Below are 17,975 nucleotides of genomic sequence, written 5' to 3'. Positions count from 1 at the left end.
CCGGGCGGCAGTGGCGGGATTCACGTCGATGTTCCGGCGGCGTCGCGGTGCCGCCAGCCCGCTGTCACCAGCCGGCCGGGCGAGCGTGGAAATGTGCTTGACGAGCAGCTCATACCATGTCTCCTCCGCGATGGACAGGCGCCTCCGGATCGATGTCGGCACCGTCCCGGCCGGGTATCGGCTTGATAACACGCCTTCCCGCCTGGGCGCATCGGGTGTCACAGTGGCAGGCACCTCACAACCCCCTCGTGAGCCGAGCGCCCTGAGGAGGCACTCCCATGCGCGGGAAATTCCTGAAGGTGGCGGTCGCGGCGACCGCCACCGCCATGTTGGCCACCGCCTGTGGCGGCGGTGGCGACGACAACGAGTCGGGCGGCCAGGCCGGCGGCACGCTCCGCGTCTACGCGTCGGAGCCGGCGTTCCTGACGCCGTCCGGTGGTGACGACGAGCCGTCGCTGTACGTCATCCGCCAGCTCTTCCGTGGTCTGGTCAAGTACAACGCCGAGACCTCCGCGGTCGAGATGGACCTGGCCGAGTCGGTCGATTCGGACGACCAGAAGCTCTGGACGATCAAGCTCAAGAGCGGCTACGTCTTCGACAACGGTGAGCCGGTCAACGCCGACGCGTTCATCCGGTCGTGGAACTACGCGGCCTACTCGCCGAACGCCCAGAACAACGGCTACTTCATGAAGCGGATCGCCGGTATCGCGGACGTGCAGTCCGAGGACCCGGACGGCGACGGCCCGCAGAAGGCCCCGGAGCCGGCGGCCAAGGAGCTCTCCGGCCTGAAGAAGGTCGACGACCTGACCTTCACCGTCGAGCTGGAGGCGCCGTTCTCCGGCTTCCCGACCACGATCGGCTACCCGGGCTTCTTCCCGATGGCCGAGGCGTGCGTCGCGGACATCGCCGCGTGCAACGAGAAGCCGATCGGTAACGGCCCCTACAAGATCGATGGCAACTGGCAGCACAACGTCGGCATCAACGTCGTCCGCAGCGACAGCTGGAACGGCGAGCCCGGCAAGCCGGACCGCATCGAGTACCGCATCTTCGCCGACGTCGACGCCGGCTACTCCGCCTTCCAGGCGGGCGAGCTGGACGTGATGTACACCCTGCCGCCGGCGCGGTACAAGGAGGCCAGCGCCCAGTACGGCGACCGGATGTACGAGCTGCCGGGTGACAGCTTCACCTACGTCGGCATGCCGCTGTACAACGACGACTTCGCGGACAAGCGGATCCGGCAGGCGCTCTCGCTGTCGATCGACCGCCAGTCGATCATCGACGCCGTCTTCGACGGCCGGTTCACCCCGGCCAGCGGCTTCGTCGCCCCGACCTTCGAGGGTGCTCGTGAGGGCGTCTGCAAGTACTGCACCAAGGACGTCGAGAAGGCCAAGCAGCTGCTCGCCGAGGCCGGCGGCTGGCCGGCCGGCAAGAAGCTGACCCTGTGGGCCAACGCCGGTGCCGGCCACGACCAGTGGCTGCAGGCGGTCGGTGACCAGATCCGCGAGGCGCTGGGCATCGACTACGAGCTGCGGGTCAACCTGCAGTTCCCGGAGTACCTCGACACGGCGGACAAGAAGAAGTTCACCGGTCCGTTCCGCCTCGGCTGGGGCCCGGACTACCCGTTCCTGGAGACCTACCTGTACCCGCTGTACGGCAGCACTGCCGGCAGCAACAACTCCAAGTACAGCAACCCGGAGTTCGACGCCCTGCTGAAGGAGGGTGACGCTGCCGACTCGGTCGAGGCCGCGATCCCGTCCTACCAGAAGGCGGAGGATCTCCTCGGCGAGGACCTGCCGGTCATCCCGATGTGGTTCAACAAGGTCGGAGCGGTCTACAGCGAGAACGTGGACCAGTTCGTCTGGAACGCCGTCTCGGACGCCGACTACGGTGCGACCTCGCTGAAGCAGAACTGAGCTTCAGCCGCCTGATCCTGCCGTAATACGACGTGGCGGCAACGGTCTCCCCACCAGGGTGATCGTTGCCGCCACGTCAGCGCCGAGAGGAGACCCCGAGATGGGGCGCTACGTCATCCGACGGTTGCTCCAGTTCATCCCCACCGTGCTGGGCACCATGTTCCTGCTCCACTACCTGACCTCGCTGGCGATCCAGTTCAGTGGGAACCCGGCCCGGGCGCTGTTCGGGGACCGGACGCCGCCGCCGGCGTTGCTTCAGGCGATCACCGAGCGGCTCGGTTACGACGACCCCTGCCTCGGCCAGCGGGGCAACCCCTGCTTCGGGCTCTTCGGGGAACGGCTACAGAACATCTTTCTGACCTACCCGCCGGACTTCGGCATCAACCTGCGCCAGCGCCCGGTCACCGAACTGGTCGCCGATGCCCTCCCGTTCACCCTCAAGCTGCTGCTCATCGCCATCCTCTTCGAGGCGATCGTCGGTATCGCGGCCGGTGTGCTCGCCGGCCTGCGCAGCGGCAGCTTCGTCGACTACCTGGTGAAGATCAGCACGGTCTTCGTCATCTCGGTGCCGATCTTCGTACTCGGCCTGGTGGTGCGGGAGTTCGTCGGGGTCAAGTTCGGCAACGTGCTGCGCGGGCAGGACTGGATCCCCGATCTGATCTCGGTGGGCGTGTTCAGCCCGGTCTTCAAACCGGACTATCCCTGGGCCAGCCTGATCATCCCGGGCATGGTGCTCGGCGCGACGTCGCTGGCGGTCACCGCCCGGCTGACCCGGACCAGCATCATGGAGAACATCCGGGCCGACTACGTCCGTACGGCCAAGGCCAAGGGCCTGGCCACCAAGCGCGTCATCGGCGTGCACACGCTGCGCAACTCGCTGATCCCCGTGATCACCTTCCTGGGCGTCGACATCGGCGCCGCGATGGCGGGCGCGGTGGTCACCGAGACCATCTTCAACGTGCCGGGCATCGGCCGGCTGGTGACGATGGCCGCGCGCACCGGGGAGTCCTCGGTGGTGATCGGCGTGGTGACGATGCTGGTGCTGGTCGTCCTGATCGCCAACCTGCTGGTCGACCTCCTGTACGCCGTGCTCGACCCGAGGATCCGCTATGAGTGACCGGGGCTTGACGACGATGCGGACGCAGGTCTTCCGACCGCTCCCAGTGGCCGGGCGGAGCGAAACGAGGTGTGGACATGAGTGAGCGGAGCGAGCGAGTCATCAGGCTCAGCGTGGTGGTGCCTCATGGCGGCACGGAGCGAAGCGGAGTGCCGGCATGAGTGAGCGGAGCGAGCGAGTCATCAGGCTCAGCGTGGTGGTGCCTCATGGCGGCACGGAGCGAAGCGGAGTGCCGGCATGAGCGACCTGACGAGCGCCGGTACTGCCGTCGGCGGCGCGCCGGTGGCCGGTGACGGCCCCACGACGGACGCGCCCGGTGGCAGCAAGGACCGCAGCGCCAGCCTCTGGGCGGACGCGCGGCGGCAGTTGTTGCGGGACCCGGTCTTCGTGATCGCCTCCCTCTACGTCCTGCTGGTCGGCTCGATGGCGGCCCTCCCGACGTTGTGGACCAGCCAGGATCCGCGGGCGTGTAACACCGACCGGTCCCGGCTCTCTCCGAACTGGGAGCATCCCTTCGGCTTCGACGTCCTGGGCTGCGACTACTACTCGCACGCCATCTACGGTGCGCGGCCGTCGATGGTGATCGCGGTGATGGCGACCAGCGGCATCGTGCTGTTCGGCGGGACGCTCGGCCTGCTGGCCGGCTACTACGGCGGCTGGGTCGACGCGATCATCTCCCGGGTGATGGACATCGTCCTGTCGCTGCCGTTCCTGCTCGGTGCGATCGTCTTCCTCACCGTGATCAAGCGGCAGAACATCTGGACCCTCACCCTGGTGCTCTTCCTGCTCGCCTGGCCGACCATCGCCCGGATCACCCGGGGCAGCGTCATCTCCGCCAAGGATCTGGACTACGTGCACGCCGCGAAGGCGGTGGGCGCCCGCAACTCGCGGTTGATGTTCCGGCACATCCTGCCGAACGCGATCGCCCCGATGCTGGTCTACGCCACGATCGTGCTCGGCTCGTTCGTCGCCGCAGAGGCCACGCTGACCTTCCTCGGTGTCGGGCTCCAGCCGCCGGCCCAGTCCTGGGGCATCATGATCTCGGTCCACCAGGTCTACTTCCTGGAGGATCCGTGGCTGCTGCTGTTCCCCTGCGGTCTGCTGGTCGGCACGGTGCTGTCCTTCATCCTCATGGGTGACGCCCTGCGTGACGCCCTCGACCCGAAGTTCCGGTGAGCCCGATGAGCGACTGTCAGCGAGCGAGTCATCAGCACAGGGCGGTCGTGCCTCACGAGGGCACGGAGCGAAGCGGAGTGCCGGCATGAGCACTGATGTGAACGTCAAGTTGGAGGCGCTGGCGGGTGCCGACCCGAACGCGCTGCCGCTGCAGGTCAAGGACCTGCACGTGGAGTTCCGCACCCGTAACGGCATCGCACACGCCGTCAACGGGGTGAGCTTCGACCTGCGGGCCGGCGAGACCCGGGCGATCCTCGGCGAGTCCGGCTGCGGCAAGAGCGTGACCGCCCAGGCGATCATGGGCATCCTGGACTCGCCCCCCGGTTTCGTCACCGGTGGGGAGATCCTCTACCGGGGCATCGACCTGCTCAAGCTGCCGGAGTCGGAGCGCCGCAAGGTGCGCGCCAACCGGATTGCGATGATCTTCCAGGACGCGCTCTCCGCGCTGAACCCGGTCTTCACCGTCGGGTTCCAGCTCGCCGAGCTGTTCCGCAAGCACCGGGGCATGTCCCGCCAGGACGCCAAGGCCCGTGCCGTCGAGTTGCTGGACCTGGTCAAGATCCCGGCCGCGAAGCAGCGGGTGAGCGACTACCCGCACCAGTTCTCGGGTGGTATGCGGCAGCGCGTCATGATCGCCATGGCGCTGGCGCTCGACCCCGAGGTGCTGATCGCGGACGAGCCGACCACCGCGCTGGACGTGACCGTGCAGGCGCAGATCATGGCCCTGCTGGCCGAGCTGCAGCGGGAACGGAACATGGGCCTGGTGCTGATCACCCACGACATGGGTGTGGTGGCCGACGTGGCGGACCGGATCTCGGTCATGTACGCCGGTCGGGTCATCGAGGAAGCCAGCGTGGACGACATCTACGCCACCCCGGCCCACCCGTACACCAAGGGCCTGCTGGAGTCGATCCCGCGCCTGGACCTCAAGGGCCAGGAGCTCAGCGCCATCAAGGGGCTGCCGCCGGCGTTGACGAACATCCCGCCGGGATGCGCGTTCAACCCGCGCTGCCGGTACACGCAGGACGTCTGCCGGAAGGACCCGGCGCCGCCGCTGTACCAGGTGTCGCCGAGCCGGACGGCCGCCTGCCACTTCTGGAAGGAGGTCAAGGGCGATGAGTGACGTGGTGCTCGAGACCCGGGACCTGGTCAAGCACTTCCCGTTGACCCGGGGCATCGTCTTCAAGAAGCAGTACGGTGCGGTCCGGGCGGTCGACGGGGTCAACCTGCAGCTGCGCCGGGGCGAGACGCTCGGCGTCGTCGGTGAGTCCGGTTGCGGCAAGTCGACGCTGGCCCGGCTGCTGGTCGGGTTGGAGACGCCGACCTCCGGTGACCTGTTCGTGCAGGGCAAGAACATGTCCAAGGTGGGCGCCGAGGAGCGACGTCGGGGCCGGCGCAACATCCAGCTGGTGATGCAGGACCCGTACACCTCGCTCAACCCCCGGATGACCGTCGGTGACATCATCGGCGAGCCGTTCGAGGTGCACCCGGACGTGGTGCCGAAGGGCAACCGGCGCGGCAAGGTGCAGGAGCTGCTGGAACTGGTCGGTCTCAACCCGGACCACATCAACCGCTACCCGCACCAGTTCTCCGGCGGCCAGCGGCAGCGCATCGGCATCGCCCGGGCACTGGCGCTCAACCCGGAGATCATCCTCTGTGACGAGCCGGTCTCGGCGCTGGACGTCTCCATCCAGGCTCAGGTGATCAACCTGCTGGAGAAGCTCCAGAACGAACTGGGCCTGTCGTACATCTTCATCGCCCACGACCTGTCGGTGGTCCGGCACATCGCCGACCGGGTCGCGGTCATGTACCTCGGCAAGATCATTGAGATCGGCACCGAGGACGACATCTACGACAAGCCCACCCACCCGTACACGCAGGCGTTGCTGTCGGCGGTGCCGGTGCCGGACCCGAAGCTGCGCGGGCACCGGGACCAGATCGTGCTGACCGGCGACGTGCCCTCACCGGCCAACCCGCCGTCGGGCTGCCGGTTCCGCACCCGGTGCTGGAAGGCCCAGGACGTCTGCGCCGAGCAGGAGCCGCTCCTGCAGATCCGCGACAAGTCCGGCCACCCGAGCGCCTGCCACTTCGCCGAGGTACGCGACGTGGTGCACGCGACGGAGTAGCCGCACAGACGCCGTCGGCCCTCGACCATCCGTACCGGGAGCGGCGGTGAAGGTAGTGCCTCCTCAGTGACCGGGGCGTCGGCCGTTACCGCGGTCGGCGCCCCGGTCCTCGTCACAGCGGGCCGCGGCCGGCCCGCAGCAGCAGCAGCGCGAGTTGCGTACCGTCGGCGCCGAGGGCGGCGCGGAACCGCTCCAGGATCTCCTGCTCCCGGGAGAGCACGAGCCGGGTTCCGCCGGAGGCCATCCGGGTCGCGCCGACCTCGCGGGACAGCGCGGACCGCTCCTGCCACAGCTCGATGAGCGCCCGGTCGATCTCGTCGATCCGTTCCCGGATCTCGGCGATCCGGGCGGCGGCGCCGGGCTCCCGGGTGCCGGTGACCCGGCCGCCCGGCCCGGACCCGGGATCGCCGGACGAGGCCGCGTCGTTCGGGGTCGTGCCTGAGCCGGTCGGGACTCCGCTCTGCTCCATCACGTCTGCCATCTTCGGGTACCTCTCACGGTCTGGTGCCCAGTGCCCGGATCCCGGGACGACGAAAGCCCCGGGCTCCAGGAGCCCGGGGCTTTCGCAGGTCTAGTCGATCAGGCGCGACCTACGGCTGCCGGACTCCCGGTGCCGTAGGGAAAGTAGAAGCGCTGGTCGAGCACGCCGTCGAGTATGCCGCCCGACCGGGCGACACGCAAGGAAACCGGGCGGAAGGCCATCCTTACCGCTCGGGGACGCCGCGGGCGGGCGATGTCGGGCGGGCGGCATAGACTCGCCGTGCGATGCATCCTCTCTTCGACATCCCCGCGTCCCCGCCGCCCGCCGCCGAGCCCGCCCGGGCGCTGCCGCCGCATCGGCCCGCCCCCGGTCGCCTCGACCCGTCGCAACTGGTGGAGGGCCTCAACGGCCCCCAGCGGGACGCGGTCACCCACGCGGGCTCACCGCTGCTGATCGTCGCCGGCGCCGGCTCCGGCAAGACCCGGGTGCTGACCCACCGGATCGCATATCTGCTCGCCGCGCGCGACGTGCACCCCGGCGAGATCATCGCGATCACCTTCACCAACAAGGCCGCCGGCGAGATGAAGGACCGGGTGACCGCCCTGGTCGGCCCGCGTGCCCGGTTGATGTGGGTCTCCACGTTCCACTCCGCCTGCGTCCGGATCCTGCGCGCCGAGCACGAGCACGCCGGTCTGAAGTCCACCTTCTCGATCTACGACGCCGACGACTCCCGCCGGCTGATGCAGCTGGTCACCCGCGAGCTCGACCTGGATCCGAAGCGCTACCCGGCGCGCGGCCTGGCCGCCCAGGTGTCGAACCTGAAGAACGAGCTGGTCGACCCCGAGACGTTCGCGGCCCGGGCCAGCGGGCCCAACGAGCGCGCCCTCGCCGAGGCGTACGCCCTCTACCAACGACGGCTGCGCGAGGCGCACGCGCTCGACTTCGATGATCTGATCATGACGACGGTGCACCTGTTCCAGTCGCATCCGCACGTCGCGGAGACCTACCGCCGCCGGTTCCGGCACGTCCTGGTCGACGAGTACCAGGACACGAACCACGCACAGTACGCCCTGATCAAGGAGCTGGTCTCCGGCACCGAGGGCCTCGATCCGGCGGAGCTGTGCGTGGTCGGTGACGCGGACCAGTCGATCTACGCGTTCCGGGGCGCGACGATCCGCAACATCCTGGAGTTCGAGCGCGACTTCACCGACGCCCGCACCATCCTGCTGGAGCAGAACTACCGCTCCACACAGACCATCCTGAACGCCGCGAACGCGGTGATCGACCGCAACACGTCCCGCAAGCCGAAGCGGCTGTGGAGCGATGCCGGCCCGGGCGAGTCGATCGTCGCCTACGTCGCCGACACCGAGCACGCCGAGGCGGACTGGGTGGCCCGGGAGATCGACCGGCTGGTCGACGCCGGCGACACCCGCCCGGGCGACGTGGCGGTCTTCTACCGCACCAACGCGCAGTCCCGGGTCTTCGAGGAGGTGTTCATCCGGGTCGGCCTGCCGTACAAGGTCGTCGGCGGGGTGCGCTTCTACGAGCGCAAGGAGGTCCGGGACGCACTGGCCTACCTGCGTGCGGTGGTCAACGACGACGACACGGTCAGCCTCCGCCGGGTCCTCAACACGCCGCGCCGGGGCATCGGCGATCGTGCCGAGGCGTGCGTGGAGGCGTTGGCCAGCCGGGACCGGATCTCCTTCGGTGCCGCGCTGCGCCGGGCCAGGGAGGCGCCGGGCATCTCGACCCGGGCGGCCAACAGCATCGCCGAGTTCGTCGCGCTGCTCGACGCCGCCCGCGAACTGGCCGTCGACGGCACCCCGGAGGAGGTGCTGGAGGCGGTGCTGACCCGCTCGGGCTACCTGACCGAGCTGGAGGAGAGCCTTGACCCGCAGGACGCGGGTCGGGTCGACAACCTCCAGGAACTGGTCAGCGTCGCCCGCGAGTACACCGAGCGGATCGAGGCGATCGGTGTGGCTGGGGAGCAGGCCACCCTGGCCGGTTTCCTGGAGCAGGTCGCGCTCGTCGCCGACGCGGACCAGGTGCCTGCGCAGCCCGCCTCGGCACCTGACGGCGCCGAGGCGGACGACGCCGTGCCCTACCAGGGCGTGGTCACCCTGATGACCCTGCACACCGCCAAGGGCCTGGAGTTTCCGGTGGTGTTCCTGACCGGTCTGGAGGACGGAGTCTTCCCGCACCTGCGCTCGCTGGGCGACACCCGGGAGCTGGAGGAGGAGCGCCGGCTGGCATATGTCGGCATCACCCGGGCCCGGCAGCGGCTCTACCTCTCCCGGGCGGTGACCCGCTCGGCCTGGGGCCAGCCGTCCTACAACCCGCCGTCGCGCTTCGTCGAGGAGCTGCCGCCCGAACTGGTCCGCTGGGAGCGGACCGAGGGGTCGTACACCTCGTGGGGTGGCGGTGGCGGCGGCGTGGGTGGCCGCGCGGAGCGGGCCACCGGCGGCCGGGGCGCCTTCGCCGGGGGCACGCCCCGCGCCGTGCAGCTGGCGCGGAAGCTCGGCGTGGACGGCAGCCGGCTGGCCACCGCGAGCGAGCTGCCGCAGGGGCCGAAGGTCGCGGCCGGGGACCGGGTCAACCACCAGCGGTACGGCCTCGGCCGGGTGGTGGCCGTGGAGGGGCACGGCCCGGGCGCCCGGGCGCAGATCGACTTCGGCGACCAGACGATGTGGCTGGTGCTGCGGCACGCCCCGATCGAGAAGCTCTGAGGCTGGAGGCACCTCGGTCACGACGCCGACCGCACGAGTCCTAGCTAGGGCCGGTGTCGGAGTCGTCGGCCGGCGCGGCAGTCCAGCTGTTGGGTTGTCGGCCCTGTCGAGCTGAATCGTCTGCGCTATCGCCCACCCCGCGCCCCCACCTCCCCGGCCGCCGGCCGGTACGCGCGAGGCGCGGCAGCCGGGTCTTCGGCGACCGGACGGTCCCGGCCGTATCACGTGGCCGGCGGGTGATAGCACGAACGGCTCAGCTCGACAGGGCGCGTTCCGCACACCCGGAGATACCTCACCCAGCCGCGCAACCGAGTGTGGATCGACCTGTCTGCGAGCACCTCTTCATCAGCAGGCCACGTTGATGCCCCGGGCGCGCAGGAACGGTGCGGGGTCGATCTGGTTCCACATCTGGCCCTGGTGCACCTCGAAGTGCAGGTGCGGGCCGGTCGAGTCGCCCGTGGACCCCTCCAGGCCGATGGTCTGCCCGGTGCTGACCTTCCCGCCCACGCTCACCCGGGCCGTGCTCAGGTGGGCGTAGTGGGTCAGGTAGCCGTTCCCGTGGTCGATGACGACCGAGATGCCGTACCCGTCGCCGACGTCGCCGGCCTTCGTCACGGTGCCGCCGAAGGCGGCGCGGACGGGGGTGCCGGCGGGCAGCGCGAAGTCGATGCCGGCGTGCAGGGTGCCCCACCGCGGCCCGTAGCAGGAGGTGACAGTCGCGCCCGCCATCGGTATCACCCAGGACGACTTCGGCGTCGCGCTCCTGGCCGGCTTCGGCGCCGCCTTGGTGGTCTTGCTGGCCTTCGGCTTCGCCGTGGGAGTCGCGGTCGGGCTCGGGCTCGCCGACGGACTCACCGACGGGCTCGCCGTCGGACTGTTCGAGGTGACGGGCTCGCGGGCCGAGCGGTCGGCGCGGGCGGCGGCCTCGGTCCGGGCCTGTGCGTCGAGGGAGACCGGGCTGGGCGCCGGCCGGTCGTCGCGGGTGGTCACGACGACACCACCGACGCCGAGCCCGACCAGGGCGACCGCGCCGAGGACCAGGTAGCGGGGGCGCCAGCCGGGGCGGCGCCGGTGCCGGGCCGGGGCATGGGGGATGGTGCGGTACGGGGTCGGGTTGTCGTCCTGCACGGGCGGACCTCACTGGTTCGAGTGGCACGTGACCTCGAAATCCTGGTGTCGGTCCTGGCCGGGGCGGGTATCGGGGGTCAGGGCGGCCGGGGAACGGTGGCCGGTGGCTGTCCGGGTCTGTCCGTCGTTGTCATCGGCTGCCCGACGTGGTGTGCGGCGCCGGCTGTGCCGTGGGTCACAGTCAGGGCTGTGAGCTGGGATACTTCCGCCGTCGGACGGCAACGTGAAACCGCCCGGATCGATCGATCCGGGCGGCCAACGGGCGTTACGGGGCGTCAGGACGCGGCTACCTCGCTGTAGATTGCCTCGACCTGTAGCTTGATGTCCACTCCGCGCTCCTGCAGCCACGGCACCGGGTCGAGCGGCTCGCCCTTGACATGGACCTCAAGGTGCAGGTGGGAGCCGTAGGAGTGACCGGTGTTGCCGACGAGGCCGAGCTGGTCGCCGGCCTTGACCTGCTGCCCCTCGCGCACGCTGAGCGCCGACGAGTGGCCGTAGATCGCCTCGCTGCCGTCGGCGTGCTGGACGATGACCGTGTAGCCGTAGCCGCCGAACCAGCCGGCCTTGGTGACCGTGCCCTCGTGGATCGCGACGTAGGGGGTTCCCTCCGGGGCGACCAGGTCGATGCCGGTGTGCAGCTTGCCCCAGCGCATTCCGTACGGGGAATTGAAGTCGTAGCCCTGCAGGGGCAGCAGCCAGACCCCGGAGTCGGTGGCGCTCTCCGGGCCGTTGCGGCTGTCGCGGGAGGCCCGTTCGGCGGCGTCGGCCCGCTCCGCCGCGCCCTGGCTGCTGATCGACGCCTGCTTCAGCTCGTCGAGCACCGAGGGGTTGACGCTCTTGGCGTCCGGCATGGCGCTGGCGCCGAGCGCCACCACGCCGGCACCGACAAAGGCGGTGGTGACGACCGCGGCGTAACGGCTACGTGGGGGGGTGGGCACGCGGCGGCGACCGCGATATCGATCGGGCTCAGACGACAGGCGCTGGCGCACGCATACCCTCCGTTGTCGGGTTCCGATGCGGATCAGCCGCCGGCTGGATCTGGTGACCCTGCGTCGGCTGTTCGCGTCGTCACCCGTCCGTAGACCTGATGACAACCGTGGACACGGTAGCCAACCGTCAGTCGTGCCACAAGCCGGAGCGCCGAATTGCCTGCACCATTCTGTCCCTTTCCATCCGTGATTGTCATGGCTCGCGGCAGTGGAAGGGCGTCCTCCTTATCCTCCGTTCGTCGCACACTGTGACCGATCGGCGGAGTCGTCCCCCTTGACGCGGCTCGCGTGGGTCGTGCCTCTGCGTGAGGTCGCGGTGGCACCGTGCTCGGTGGCGTCCGTGACTGCCGGCGGTTCCGCCCGGCGGCGGTGGCGGCCGCGATCTACCCGGCCCCCGTTCCCCGGCGACGACCGGGCGGGTTACCGTTCGTTCAGGTGATTGCCGCGGAGCCGGTGAAAGGGATGCCCAGATGAGCTCTCGTGTTCGGGTCGTCGTCGCCAAGCCGGGCCTGGACGGCCACGACCGTGGTGCCAAGGTGGTGGCGCGCGCCCTCCGGGACGCCGGCATGGAGGTCATCTACACCGGCCTGCATCAGACCCCGGAGCAGATCGTGGAGACCGCGATCCAGGAGGACGCCGACGCCGTCGGTCTCTCGGTGCTCTCCGGAGCGCACATGACGCTGTTCCGCCGGGTCCTCGAACTGCTCGACGAGCGGGACGCCCGGGACATCGTGGTCTTCGGCGGCGGCATCATCCCGGAGGCCGACCTTCCAGAACTCGAACGGCTCGGGGTAGCCAAGATCTTCACTCCGGGCGCCACCACCCAGTCCATCGTGGAGTGGGTCCGCCGCAACGTCGCCCAGCCGGTGGCCTGAGCACAGGGGTCCTCAGCACAGGGGGAGGGGCCGGACGCACCCCTCACACGTCCGGCCCCTCTATGCACGATGCCCCGCCGCCACCCCTCGACCGACAGGGCATCGGCCGTTTCCGTCTTCGCGCTCTCCAGCGCTCCGACACCTGACTCAACGACGGCCCTCCGGCGGGGTTACGCGGGACCACCGAGATCCGTCACCGGCCCGACAAGATCGCTCGAACGGGTGACGCCGGGCGGTCCGCCACCCGGCCGGTGCCGCGCCGGTGACGCAGGGTCGGCCCCGGTTGTGCATTACCGCACACCACGCACCCGCTCGGTTGCCGGCCGTGCCGGCATCGCTAGGCTGCGCCCAATGGCCTGCGTCAACTTCAACTGATGTCAGGCATCGCACTGTTTTCTTTCCATACGCTGGTGGCGGCGCGACGGTGCGCCGCGGAGACGGGACGGGACGCGCAATCGTGGACCTGTACGAGTACCAGGGGCGGGACCTGTTCGAGCGGCACGGGCTTCCCGTGCTCGCCGGCGGCGTCGCCACGACCCCTGAGGAGGCCCGCGCGCTCGCCGAACGCCTCGGCGGCCGGGTGGTCGTCAAGGCGCAGGTGAAGGTCGGCGGGCGAGGCAAGGCGGGCGGCGTCAAGCTGGCCGAGGGCGCGGAGGAGACGGTGGCCCGCGCCACCGACATCCTCGGCATGGACATCAAGGGTCACACGGTCCACAAGGTCATGATCACGGTGACCGCCGACGTGGCCGAGGAGTACTACTTCTCGTACCTGCTCGACCGGGCGAACCGCACCTTCCTCTGCATCGCCAGCGTGGCCGGCGGCATGGACATCGAGCAGGTCGCCGCCGAGACCCCGGACAAGGTCGTCAAGGCCCCGATCGACGCCGTCAAGGGCGTGGACGAGGCGAAGGCGCGGGAGATCGTCAGCGCCGCCGGCTTCCCCGCCGAGGTCGCCGACCAGGTCGTCGAGGTCGCCGTGGGCCTGTGGCGCGCATTCGTCGCCGAGGACGCCACCCTGGTCGAGGTGAACCCGCTGGCCAAGACCGGTGACGGCACGCTGCTGCTGCTGGACGCCAAGATCTCGCTCGACGAGAACGCCGGCTTCCGGCACCCCGACCACGAGGCCCTGGTCGACCAGGCGGCGGTGGATCCGCTGGAGCAGGCCGCCAAGGAGAAGGACCTCAACTACGTCAAGCTCGACGGCGAGGTCGGCATCATCGGCAACGGCGCGGGTCTGGTCATGTCCACGCTCGACGTGGTCGCCTACGCCGGCGAGCGGCACGGCAACGTCAAGCCGGCCAACTTCCTCGACATCGGCGGCGGAGCCAGCGCCGCGGTCATGGCCAACGGCCTGGAGATCGTGCTCTCCGACCCGTCGGTCAAGAGCGTCTTCGTCAACGTCTTCGGCGGCATCACCGCCTGCGACGCGGTCGCCAACGGCATCGTGCAGGCGCTGGCCCTGCTGGAGCAGCGGGGCGAGCGGGTCAGCAAGCCGCTCGTCGTCCGCCTGGACGGCAACAACGCCGAGGCCGGTCGAGCGATCCTGGACGGCGCGAACAACCCGCTGATCGAGCGGGTCGACACCATGGACGGCGCGGCCGAGCGGGCCGCCGAGCTGGCGGCTACGGGGGTCTGACGATGGCTATCTGGCTGACCAAGGACTCGAAGGTCATCGTGCAGGGCATGACCGGGTCCGAGGGTTCCAAGCACACCCGGCGGATGCTCGCGGCCGGCACGAATGTCGTCGGCGGCGTCAACCCGCGCAAGGCGGGCACCACGGTCGACTTCGACGGCACCGAGCTGCCGGTCTTCGCGGGCGTCGCCGACGCCATGAAGGACACCGGCGCGGACGTCACGGTCATCTTCGTACCGCCGCAGTTCACCAAGGGCGCGGTCATCGAGGCGATCGACGCCGAGATCCCGCTGGCCGTGGTGATCACCGAGGGGGTGCCGGTGCACGACACCGCCGCCTTCTGGGCGTACAACGTGGCGAAGGGCGAGCGGACCCGGATCATCGGCCCGAACTGCCCCGGCATCGCCTCCCCGGGTGCCTCCAACGCCGGCATCATCCCGGCCGACATCACCGGCACCGGCCGGATCGGCCTGGTCAGCAAGAGCGGCACGCTGACCTACCAGATGATGTACGAGCTGCGCGACATCGGCTTCTCGACCTGTGTCGGCATCGGGGGTGACCCGATCATCGGGACGACCCACATCGACGCGCTGGCGGCGTTCGAGGCGGACCCGGACACCGACGCCATCGTCATGATCGGTGAGATCGGTGGTGACGCCGAGGAGCGGGCGGCGGAGTTCATCAAGGCCAACGTCACCAAGCCGGTGGTCGGCTACATCGCCGGCTTCACCGCACCGCCCGGCAAGACCATGGGGCACGCCGGCGCGATCATCTCCGGCTCGGCGGGCACCGCCGACGCGAAGAAGGCGGCGCTGGAGGCGGTCGGCGTCAAGGTCGGCAAGACGCCGACCGAGACCGCCAAGCTGATGCGCGGGATCATGTCCGCCGGCTGAGCGGAGCGTTCGGATACTGGGGGGTCGACCGGCAGGTCGGCCCCTCAGCGGTTCCAGTACGGGTAGTTCCCGGTCGCCCGCAGGATCAGGCTGACGACGATGTTGAGCACGCCCAGGGCGATGGCCACGTAACCGAGCACCGGCGACTTCCCGTACCGCTTGGCGTCGCGGACCGACAGCCAGCCGAAGACGATGCCGAGGATGCCGCAGCAGAGCACACCGGTCACGATGCCCAGCACGCCCCAGAGGGTCGTGCGGTCCCGGCCGGCGGGCGGCGGCGGGGGCGGTGGGTACGGAGCGTTCACGACTTCCCTCCGGGTCGCTTGCTGCCGCGACGTCGGTCACGGTCCCTCTGCCGAGGCTAGAGGAGGCGGTTGCTCCCGCACGCCGGATCAGGCGAACTCGCCGCCCTGGTGGGGTGGGTGTCGGGCAGCCGGCGCCGGGCCGGCATGCCAGAGTAGAGCCGATGTCCTTTGTCACCCCTGACCAGCCGCGCCGGGCCGCCGATGCCCGCGGAGCCGGCGCCCGGCCGCCCGGTCGTGCCGGCCCGCCGCGCCGGGTGCCGCTGCCCCGGGCCGGGCAACCGCGTCGCAGTCACGCGCCGCTGGCGGTCGCCGCGCTGGTCGCCGCCGGTGGGGCCGCGCTCACGTCCTGGCTGCCCGTGGCGGTGGTGCTCTGGCTGTTCCAGGTCAGCGAGGGTGCCGCCAGCCTGCCCGGCGCCGCACGGGCGGGGGCGGCGGGCTGGCTCCTCGGGCACGGGGTGCCCCTGGCCACGGCCACCGGCCCGCTGGGCCTGGCCCCGCTGGCGGTGACCGCGCTGGCCGGGTGGCGACTCATCCGCGCCGGGGTGCACGCCAGCCGCGCGATCGGTGTCCGCGGTACCCGGTCACCCGGTCGTACGCTCGCCGTCGCGACGGCGGTCGGCGTCTCGTACGGGCTGCTGGGGGCGCTGGTGGCGGTGCTGGTCGGTGCCGGCGGCCCCGGCGTGTCGCCGGTGCGGGCCGGGCTGACGCTCGCCGTCGTCGGCGCGCTCGCGGCGGGCGCCGGTGCGGCCCGGACGACCAGGGTCGCCGAGGTCGTCACCGCGGGGGCGCCGATGCCGCTGCGCGAGGGGGCACGCGCCGGTCTGGTGGCGGCTCTCGTGCTGCTCGGTGCGGGGGCGGCGGTGGCCGGACTGGCCGTGGCGACCGGTGGCGGTGACGCCGCCGACCTGATCGGCGCCTACCGCACCGGAGTGGCCGGACAGGCCGGGATCACCCTGGTCAGCCTCGCGTACGCACCCAACGTCACCGTCTGGTCGGCCAGCTACCTGCTCGGCCCCGGCTTCGCCCTGGGCACCGACACGGTGGTACGCACCAGCGAGGTGTCGGTCGGCGCGTTGCCGGCCCTGCCGCTCGTCGCCGGCCTGCCGAGCGGGCCGGTCGACGGGCTCGAATCGGCCGTGGTGCTCGCGGTGCCGGTGCTGGTGGGGATGGTTACCGGTTGGCTGCACGCCCGCCCGCTGCTGCGGTCGACCCCCGCCGAGCGTGGGCCGCTGCCCTGGCGGCGGCTGCTCGCCCCGGCGGCACTCGCCGGGCCGGTCGCCGGGGTGTTGCTGGGCGTCGCCGCCCAGGCATCCGGTGGGCCGCTGGGCGGTGGCCGGCTGGCCGAGGTCGGGCCGAGCGGCTGGCAGGTGGCGCTCGCGACCACCATGGTGATCGGTGGCGGCGCGCTGCTCGGTGCCGCCGCGACCCGCTGGCTCACCCGTCTCGCCCGCTGACCGCCCACCCGGCTCACCCGGAAAGCGGCGAGGGGCGCCCCGGCGGTGCGGAGCGCCCCTCGACCTACCTCTGAAGTGTCAGACCTGCCTTGCTCACGAGTCGAGCGCGAATCCGAGCGCCACCAGCACGATCTGGAGCACGCCGAACAGCACGCCGACCGCGCCGCAGATCAGGCCGGCGAGCGCCTGGCCGGAGTTGCTGGCCAGACCCTGATCGGCCTTCTGCTTGCCCATCCAGCCGGTCACCAGCGCGGCGAGCCCCAGCGGGATGCCGAGGTAGCAGCAGGCCAGCGGGATCGACGCGATGCCGAGGATCATCCCCACCAGGCCGAGCGTGTTCTGCTGGCCCGACCCGCCGGCAAAGCCGGCGTGCGGATACATCGGCGTGCCACCGTACGGCTGCGGCGGGGCGTACGGGTCGGGGTAGGGCTGGCCGTACGCCGGTGGCTGCCCGTACGCCGGTGGCTGGCCACTGACCGGTGGGGCGTACGGGTCGTACGGTGCGCCGGAGGCCGGCGGCTGGCCGTACGGCTGCCCCGAGGTCGGGGGCTGCTGGCCGTACGGGTCCGCCGGCGGTGTGTAGGGATCGGCCGGGGGCGTGTGTGGATCCGCCGGCGGCGTGTACGGGTTGGCCGGCGGCGGCGCGTACGGATTGGCCGGCGGCGGGGCGTAGGGGTTGGTCGGGGGCGGCGCGGTCGGATCCCCGTGCGGCTGCTGACCGTACGGGTCCTGACCGGGGTTACCAGGCTGCATCCGGCTCAGTAGCCCATCGCGGTGCCGCTGTTGAGCGCGCCGAGCACGCTGCCACCGATGCAGCACACCAGGACGAGCGCGATCCAGATGCCGCCGACGATCAGGGCTAGCTTGGACCACTTCTTCGATTCGGCCGCGGCGGCCTGCGCGCCGGCGTAGTCGCCCTGCTGGAGCAGCGGGTTGACCTTCGAGGCGTTGATGATCGCGGGGATGGCCAGCGGCCAGAACAGGAGGACCGCGACGATCGACATTGTCATGTTGTTGTCGATCTGCTGGGGCGGCTGGGACGGGTATCCGGGCTCCATGTTGAGGTGCTCCTCACGTGCGTTCGTTGTCGGGTGCGGGCCGGCCGCGCCGGTCCCAGGCGACCGGCAGCGTACCCGGTCCGCGCGAAACCGGCAGTCAC

16 protein-coding genes are annotated in these 17,975 nt (G+C 70.7%); 10 read left to right on the top strand and 6 right to left on the bottom strand.

Features of this window, described 5'->3' with window-relative positions:
* Positions 1–278: 278 nt before the first annotated feature.
* The 5 genes from O7615_RS08495 (at position 279) to O7615_RS08475 (ending at position 6,332) form a co-directional block, all read left to right on the top strand.
* The gene (locus tag O7615_RS08495; RefSeq protein WP_278176827.1) at positions 279–1,913 is read left to right on the top strand and encodes an ABC transporter substrate-binding protein; all 1,635 of its coding nucleotides are present in this window, start codon (positions 279–281) and stop codon (positions 1,911–1,913) included.
* 100 nt (positions 1,914–2,013) lie between these two features.
* Positions 2,014–3,030, top strand: a complete 1,017-nt coding sequence (locus O7615_RS08490; protein ID WP_278176826.1) for an ABC transporter permease — start codon at positions 2,014–2,016, stop codon at positions 3,028–3,030.
* Between the two features lie 237 nt (positions 3,031–3,267).
* Complete coding sequence (locus O7615_RS08485; protein ID WP_278176825.1) at positions 3,268–4,206, top strand: ABC transporter permease; 939 nt, start codon at positions 3,268–3,270, stop codon at positions 4,204–4,206.
* 85 nt (positions 4,207–4,291) lie between these two features.
* A complete protein-coding gene (locus O7615_RS08480) occupies positions 4,292–5,329 on the top strand; it encodes an ABC transporter ATP-binding protein (protein ID WP_278176824.1) in 1,038 nt (345 codons plus the stop codon).
* The gene (locus tag O7615_RS08475; protein ID WP_278176823.1) at positions 5,322–6,332 is read left to right on the top strand and encodes a dipeptide ABC transporter ATP-binding protein; all 1,011 of its coding nucleotides are present in this window, start codon (positions 5,322–5,324) and stop codon (positions 6,330–6,332) included. The genes O7615_RS08480 and O7615_RS08475 overlap by 8 nt, the downstream gene beginning before the upstream one ends.
* 112 nt (positions 6,333–6,444) lie before the next feature.
* On the opposite strand, the gene O7615_RS08470 is transcribed toward O7615_RS08475, so the two are convergent.
* Positions 6,445–6,813, bottom strand: coding sequence for a chorismate mutase (locus O7615_RS08470; protein WP_278176822.1), 369 nt, complete (start codon positions 6,811–6,813; stop codon positions 6,445–6,447).
* Between the two features lie 284 nt (positions 6,814–7,097).
* Between O7615_RS08470 and pcrA the strand changes: the two genes are divergently transcribed.
* Positions 7,098–9,539 (top strand): DNA helicase PcrA, encoded by a 2,442-nt coding sequence (pcrA, locus tag O7615_RS08465; RefSeq protein WP_278176821.1) that lies wholly within the window; start codon positions 7,098–7,100, stop codon positions 9,537–9,539.
* Positions 9,540–9,884: 345 nt separating this feature from the next.
* Here pcrA and O7615_RS08460 read toward each other — a convergent pair whose 3' ends face one another.
* Together O7615_RS08460 and O7615_RS08455 are read right to left on the bottom strand one after the other, a co-directional pair.
* Positions 9,885–10,667, bottom strand: a complete 783-nt coding sequence (locus tag O7615_RS08460; protein WP_278176820.1) for a M23 family metallopeptidase — start codon at positions 10,665–10,667, stop codon at positions 9,885–9,887.
* Positions 10,668–10,942: 275 nt separating this feature from the next.
* Positions 10,943–11,656: a M23 family metallopeptidase gene (locus O7615_RS08455; protein WP_278176819.1), complete on the bottom strand. Its 714-nt coding sequence runs from the start codon at positions 11,654–11,656 to the stop codon at positions 10,943–10,945.
* 470 nt (positions 11,657–12,126) lie between these two features.
* Here O7615_RS08455 and O7615_RS08450 point away from each other — a divergent pair, with 470 nt between their 5' ends.
* The 3 genes from O7615_RS08450 to sucD all read left to right on the top strand — a co-directional run bounded on the left by O7615_RS08450 (position 12,127) and on the right by sucD (position 15,057).
* Positions 12,127–12,531 carry a cobalamin B12-binding domain-containing protein gene (locus O7615_RS08450; protein ID WP_278176818.1) on the top strand — a complete coding sequence of 135 codons (405 nt, stop codon included), beginning with the start codon at positions 12,127–12,129 and terminating at the stop codon, positions 12,529–12,531.
* Positions 12,532–12,988: 457 nt separating this feature from the next.
* Positions 12,989–14,167, top strand: coding sequence for an ADP-forming succinate--CoA ligase subunit beta (sucC, locus tag O7615_RS08445; protein ID WP_278176817.1), 1,179 nt, complete (start codon positions 12,989–12,991; stop codon positions 14,165–14,167).
* 2 nt (positions 14,168–14,169) lie between these two features.
* Complete coding sequence (gene sucD, locus O7615_RS08440) at positions 14,170–15,057, top strand: succinate--CoA ligase subunit alpha (protein ID WP_278176816.1); 888 nt, start codon at positions 14,170–14,172, stop codon at positions 15,055–15,057.
* Positions 15,058–15,101: 44 nt separating this feature from the next.
* Here sucD and O7615_RS08435 read toward each other — a convergent pair whose 3' ends face one another.
* Positions 15,102–15,362 (bottom strand): DUF4190 domain-containing protein, encoded by a 261-nt coding sequence (locus O7615_RS08435; protein WP_278176815.1) that lies wholly within the window; start codon positions 15,360–15,362, stop codon positions 15,102–15,104.
* Positions 15,363–15,523: 161 nt separating this feature from the next.
* On the opposite strand from O7615_RS08435, the gene O7615_RS08430 reads away from it, so the two are divergent.
* Positions 15,524–16,816 carry a DUF6350 family protein gene (locus tag O7615_RS08430; RefSeq protein ID WP_278176814.1) on the top strand — a complete coding sequence of 431 codons (1,293 nt, stop codon included), beginning with the start codon at positions 15,524–15,526 and terminating at the stop codon, positions 16,814–16,816.
* A 93-nt stretch (positions 16,817–16,909) separates the two neighbouring features.
* On the opposite strand, the gene O7615_RS08425 is transcribed toward O7615_RS08430, so the two are convergent.
* Together O7615_RS08425 and O7615_RS08420 are read right to left on the bottom strand one after the other, a co-directional pair.
* Complete coding sequence (locus tag O7615_RS08425; protein ID WP_278176813.1) at positions 16,910–17,569, bottom strand: hypothetical protein; 660 nt, start codon at positions 17,567–17,569, stop codon at positions 16,910–16,912.
* A 5-nt stretch (positions 17,570–17,574) separates the two neighbouring features.
* The gene (locus tag O7615_RS08420; protein ID WP_278176812.1) at positions 17,575–17,874 is read right to left on the bottom strand and encodes a CD225/dispanin family protein; all 300 of its coding nucleotides are present in this window, start codon (positions 17,872–17,874) and stop codon (positions 17,575–17,577) included.
* Positions 17,875–17,975: the final 101 nt, after the last annotated feature.

The organism is Micromonospora sp. WMMD1082 (assembly GCF_029626175.1).
In the GTDB taxonomy this organism is placed as follows: domain Bacteria; phylum Actinomycetota; class Actinomycetes; order Mycobacteriales; family Micromonosporaceae; genus Micromonospora.
The sequence above is the reverse complement of the archived record's forward strand: the minus strand, read 5'-3'. Positions and strand labels throughout refer to the sequence as shown.

Bases quoted from the DNA above. Each gene is read 5' to 3' on its own strand.
- O7615_RS08495 (WP_278176827.1), top strand. From the start codon at position 279: ATGCGCGGGAAATTCCTGAAGGTGGCGGTCGCGGCGACCGCCACCGCC.
- O7615_RS08490 (WP_278176826.1), top strand. From the start codon at position 2,014: ATGGGGCGCTACGTCATCCGACGGTTGCTCCAGTTCATCCCCACCGTG.
- O7615_RS08485 (WP_278176825.1), top strand. From the start codon at position 3,268: ATGAGCGACCTGACGAGCGCCGGTACTGCCGTCGGCGGCGCGCCGGTG.
- O7615_RS08480 (WP_278176824.1), top strand. From the start codon at position 4,292: ATGAGCACTGATGTGAACGTCAAGTTGGAGGCGCTGGCGGGTGCCGAC.
- O7615_RS08475 (WP_278176823.1), top strand. From the start codon at position 5,322: ATGAGTGACGTGGTGCTCGAGACCCGGGACCTGGTCAAGCACTTCCCG.
- O7615_RS08470 (WP_278176822.1), bottom strand. From the start codon at position 6,813: ATGGCAGACGTGATGGAGCAGAGCGGAGTCCCGACCGGCTCAGGCACG.
- pcrA (WP_278176821.1), top strand. From the start codon at position 7,098: ATGCATCCTCTCTTCGACATCCCCGCGTCCCCGCCGCCCGCCGCCGAG.
- O7615_RS08450 (WP_278176818.1), top strand. From the start codon at position 12,127: ATGAGCTCTCGTGTTCGGGTCGTCGTCGCCAAGCCGGGCCTGGACGGC.
- sucD (WP_278176816.1), top strand. From the start codon at position 14,170: ATGGCTATCTGGCTGACCAAGGACTCGAAGGTCATCGTGCAGGGCATG.
- O7615_RS08430 (WP_278176814.1), top strand. From the start codon at position 15,524: ATGTCCTTTGTCACCCCTGACCAGCCGCGCCGGGCCGCCGATGCCCGC.
- O7615_RS08425 (WP_278176813.1), bottom strand. From the start codon at position 17,569: ATGCAGCCTGGTAACCCCGGTCAGGACCCGTACGGTCAGCAGCCGCAC.
- O7615_RS08420 (WP_278176812.1), bottom strand. From the start codon at position 17,874: ATGGAGCCCGGATACCCGTCCCAGCCGCCCCAGCAGATCGACAACAAC.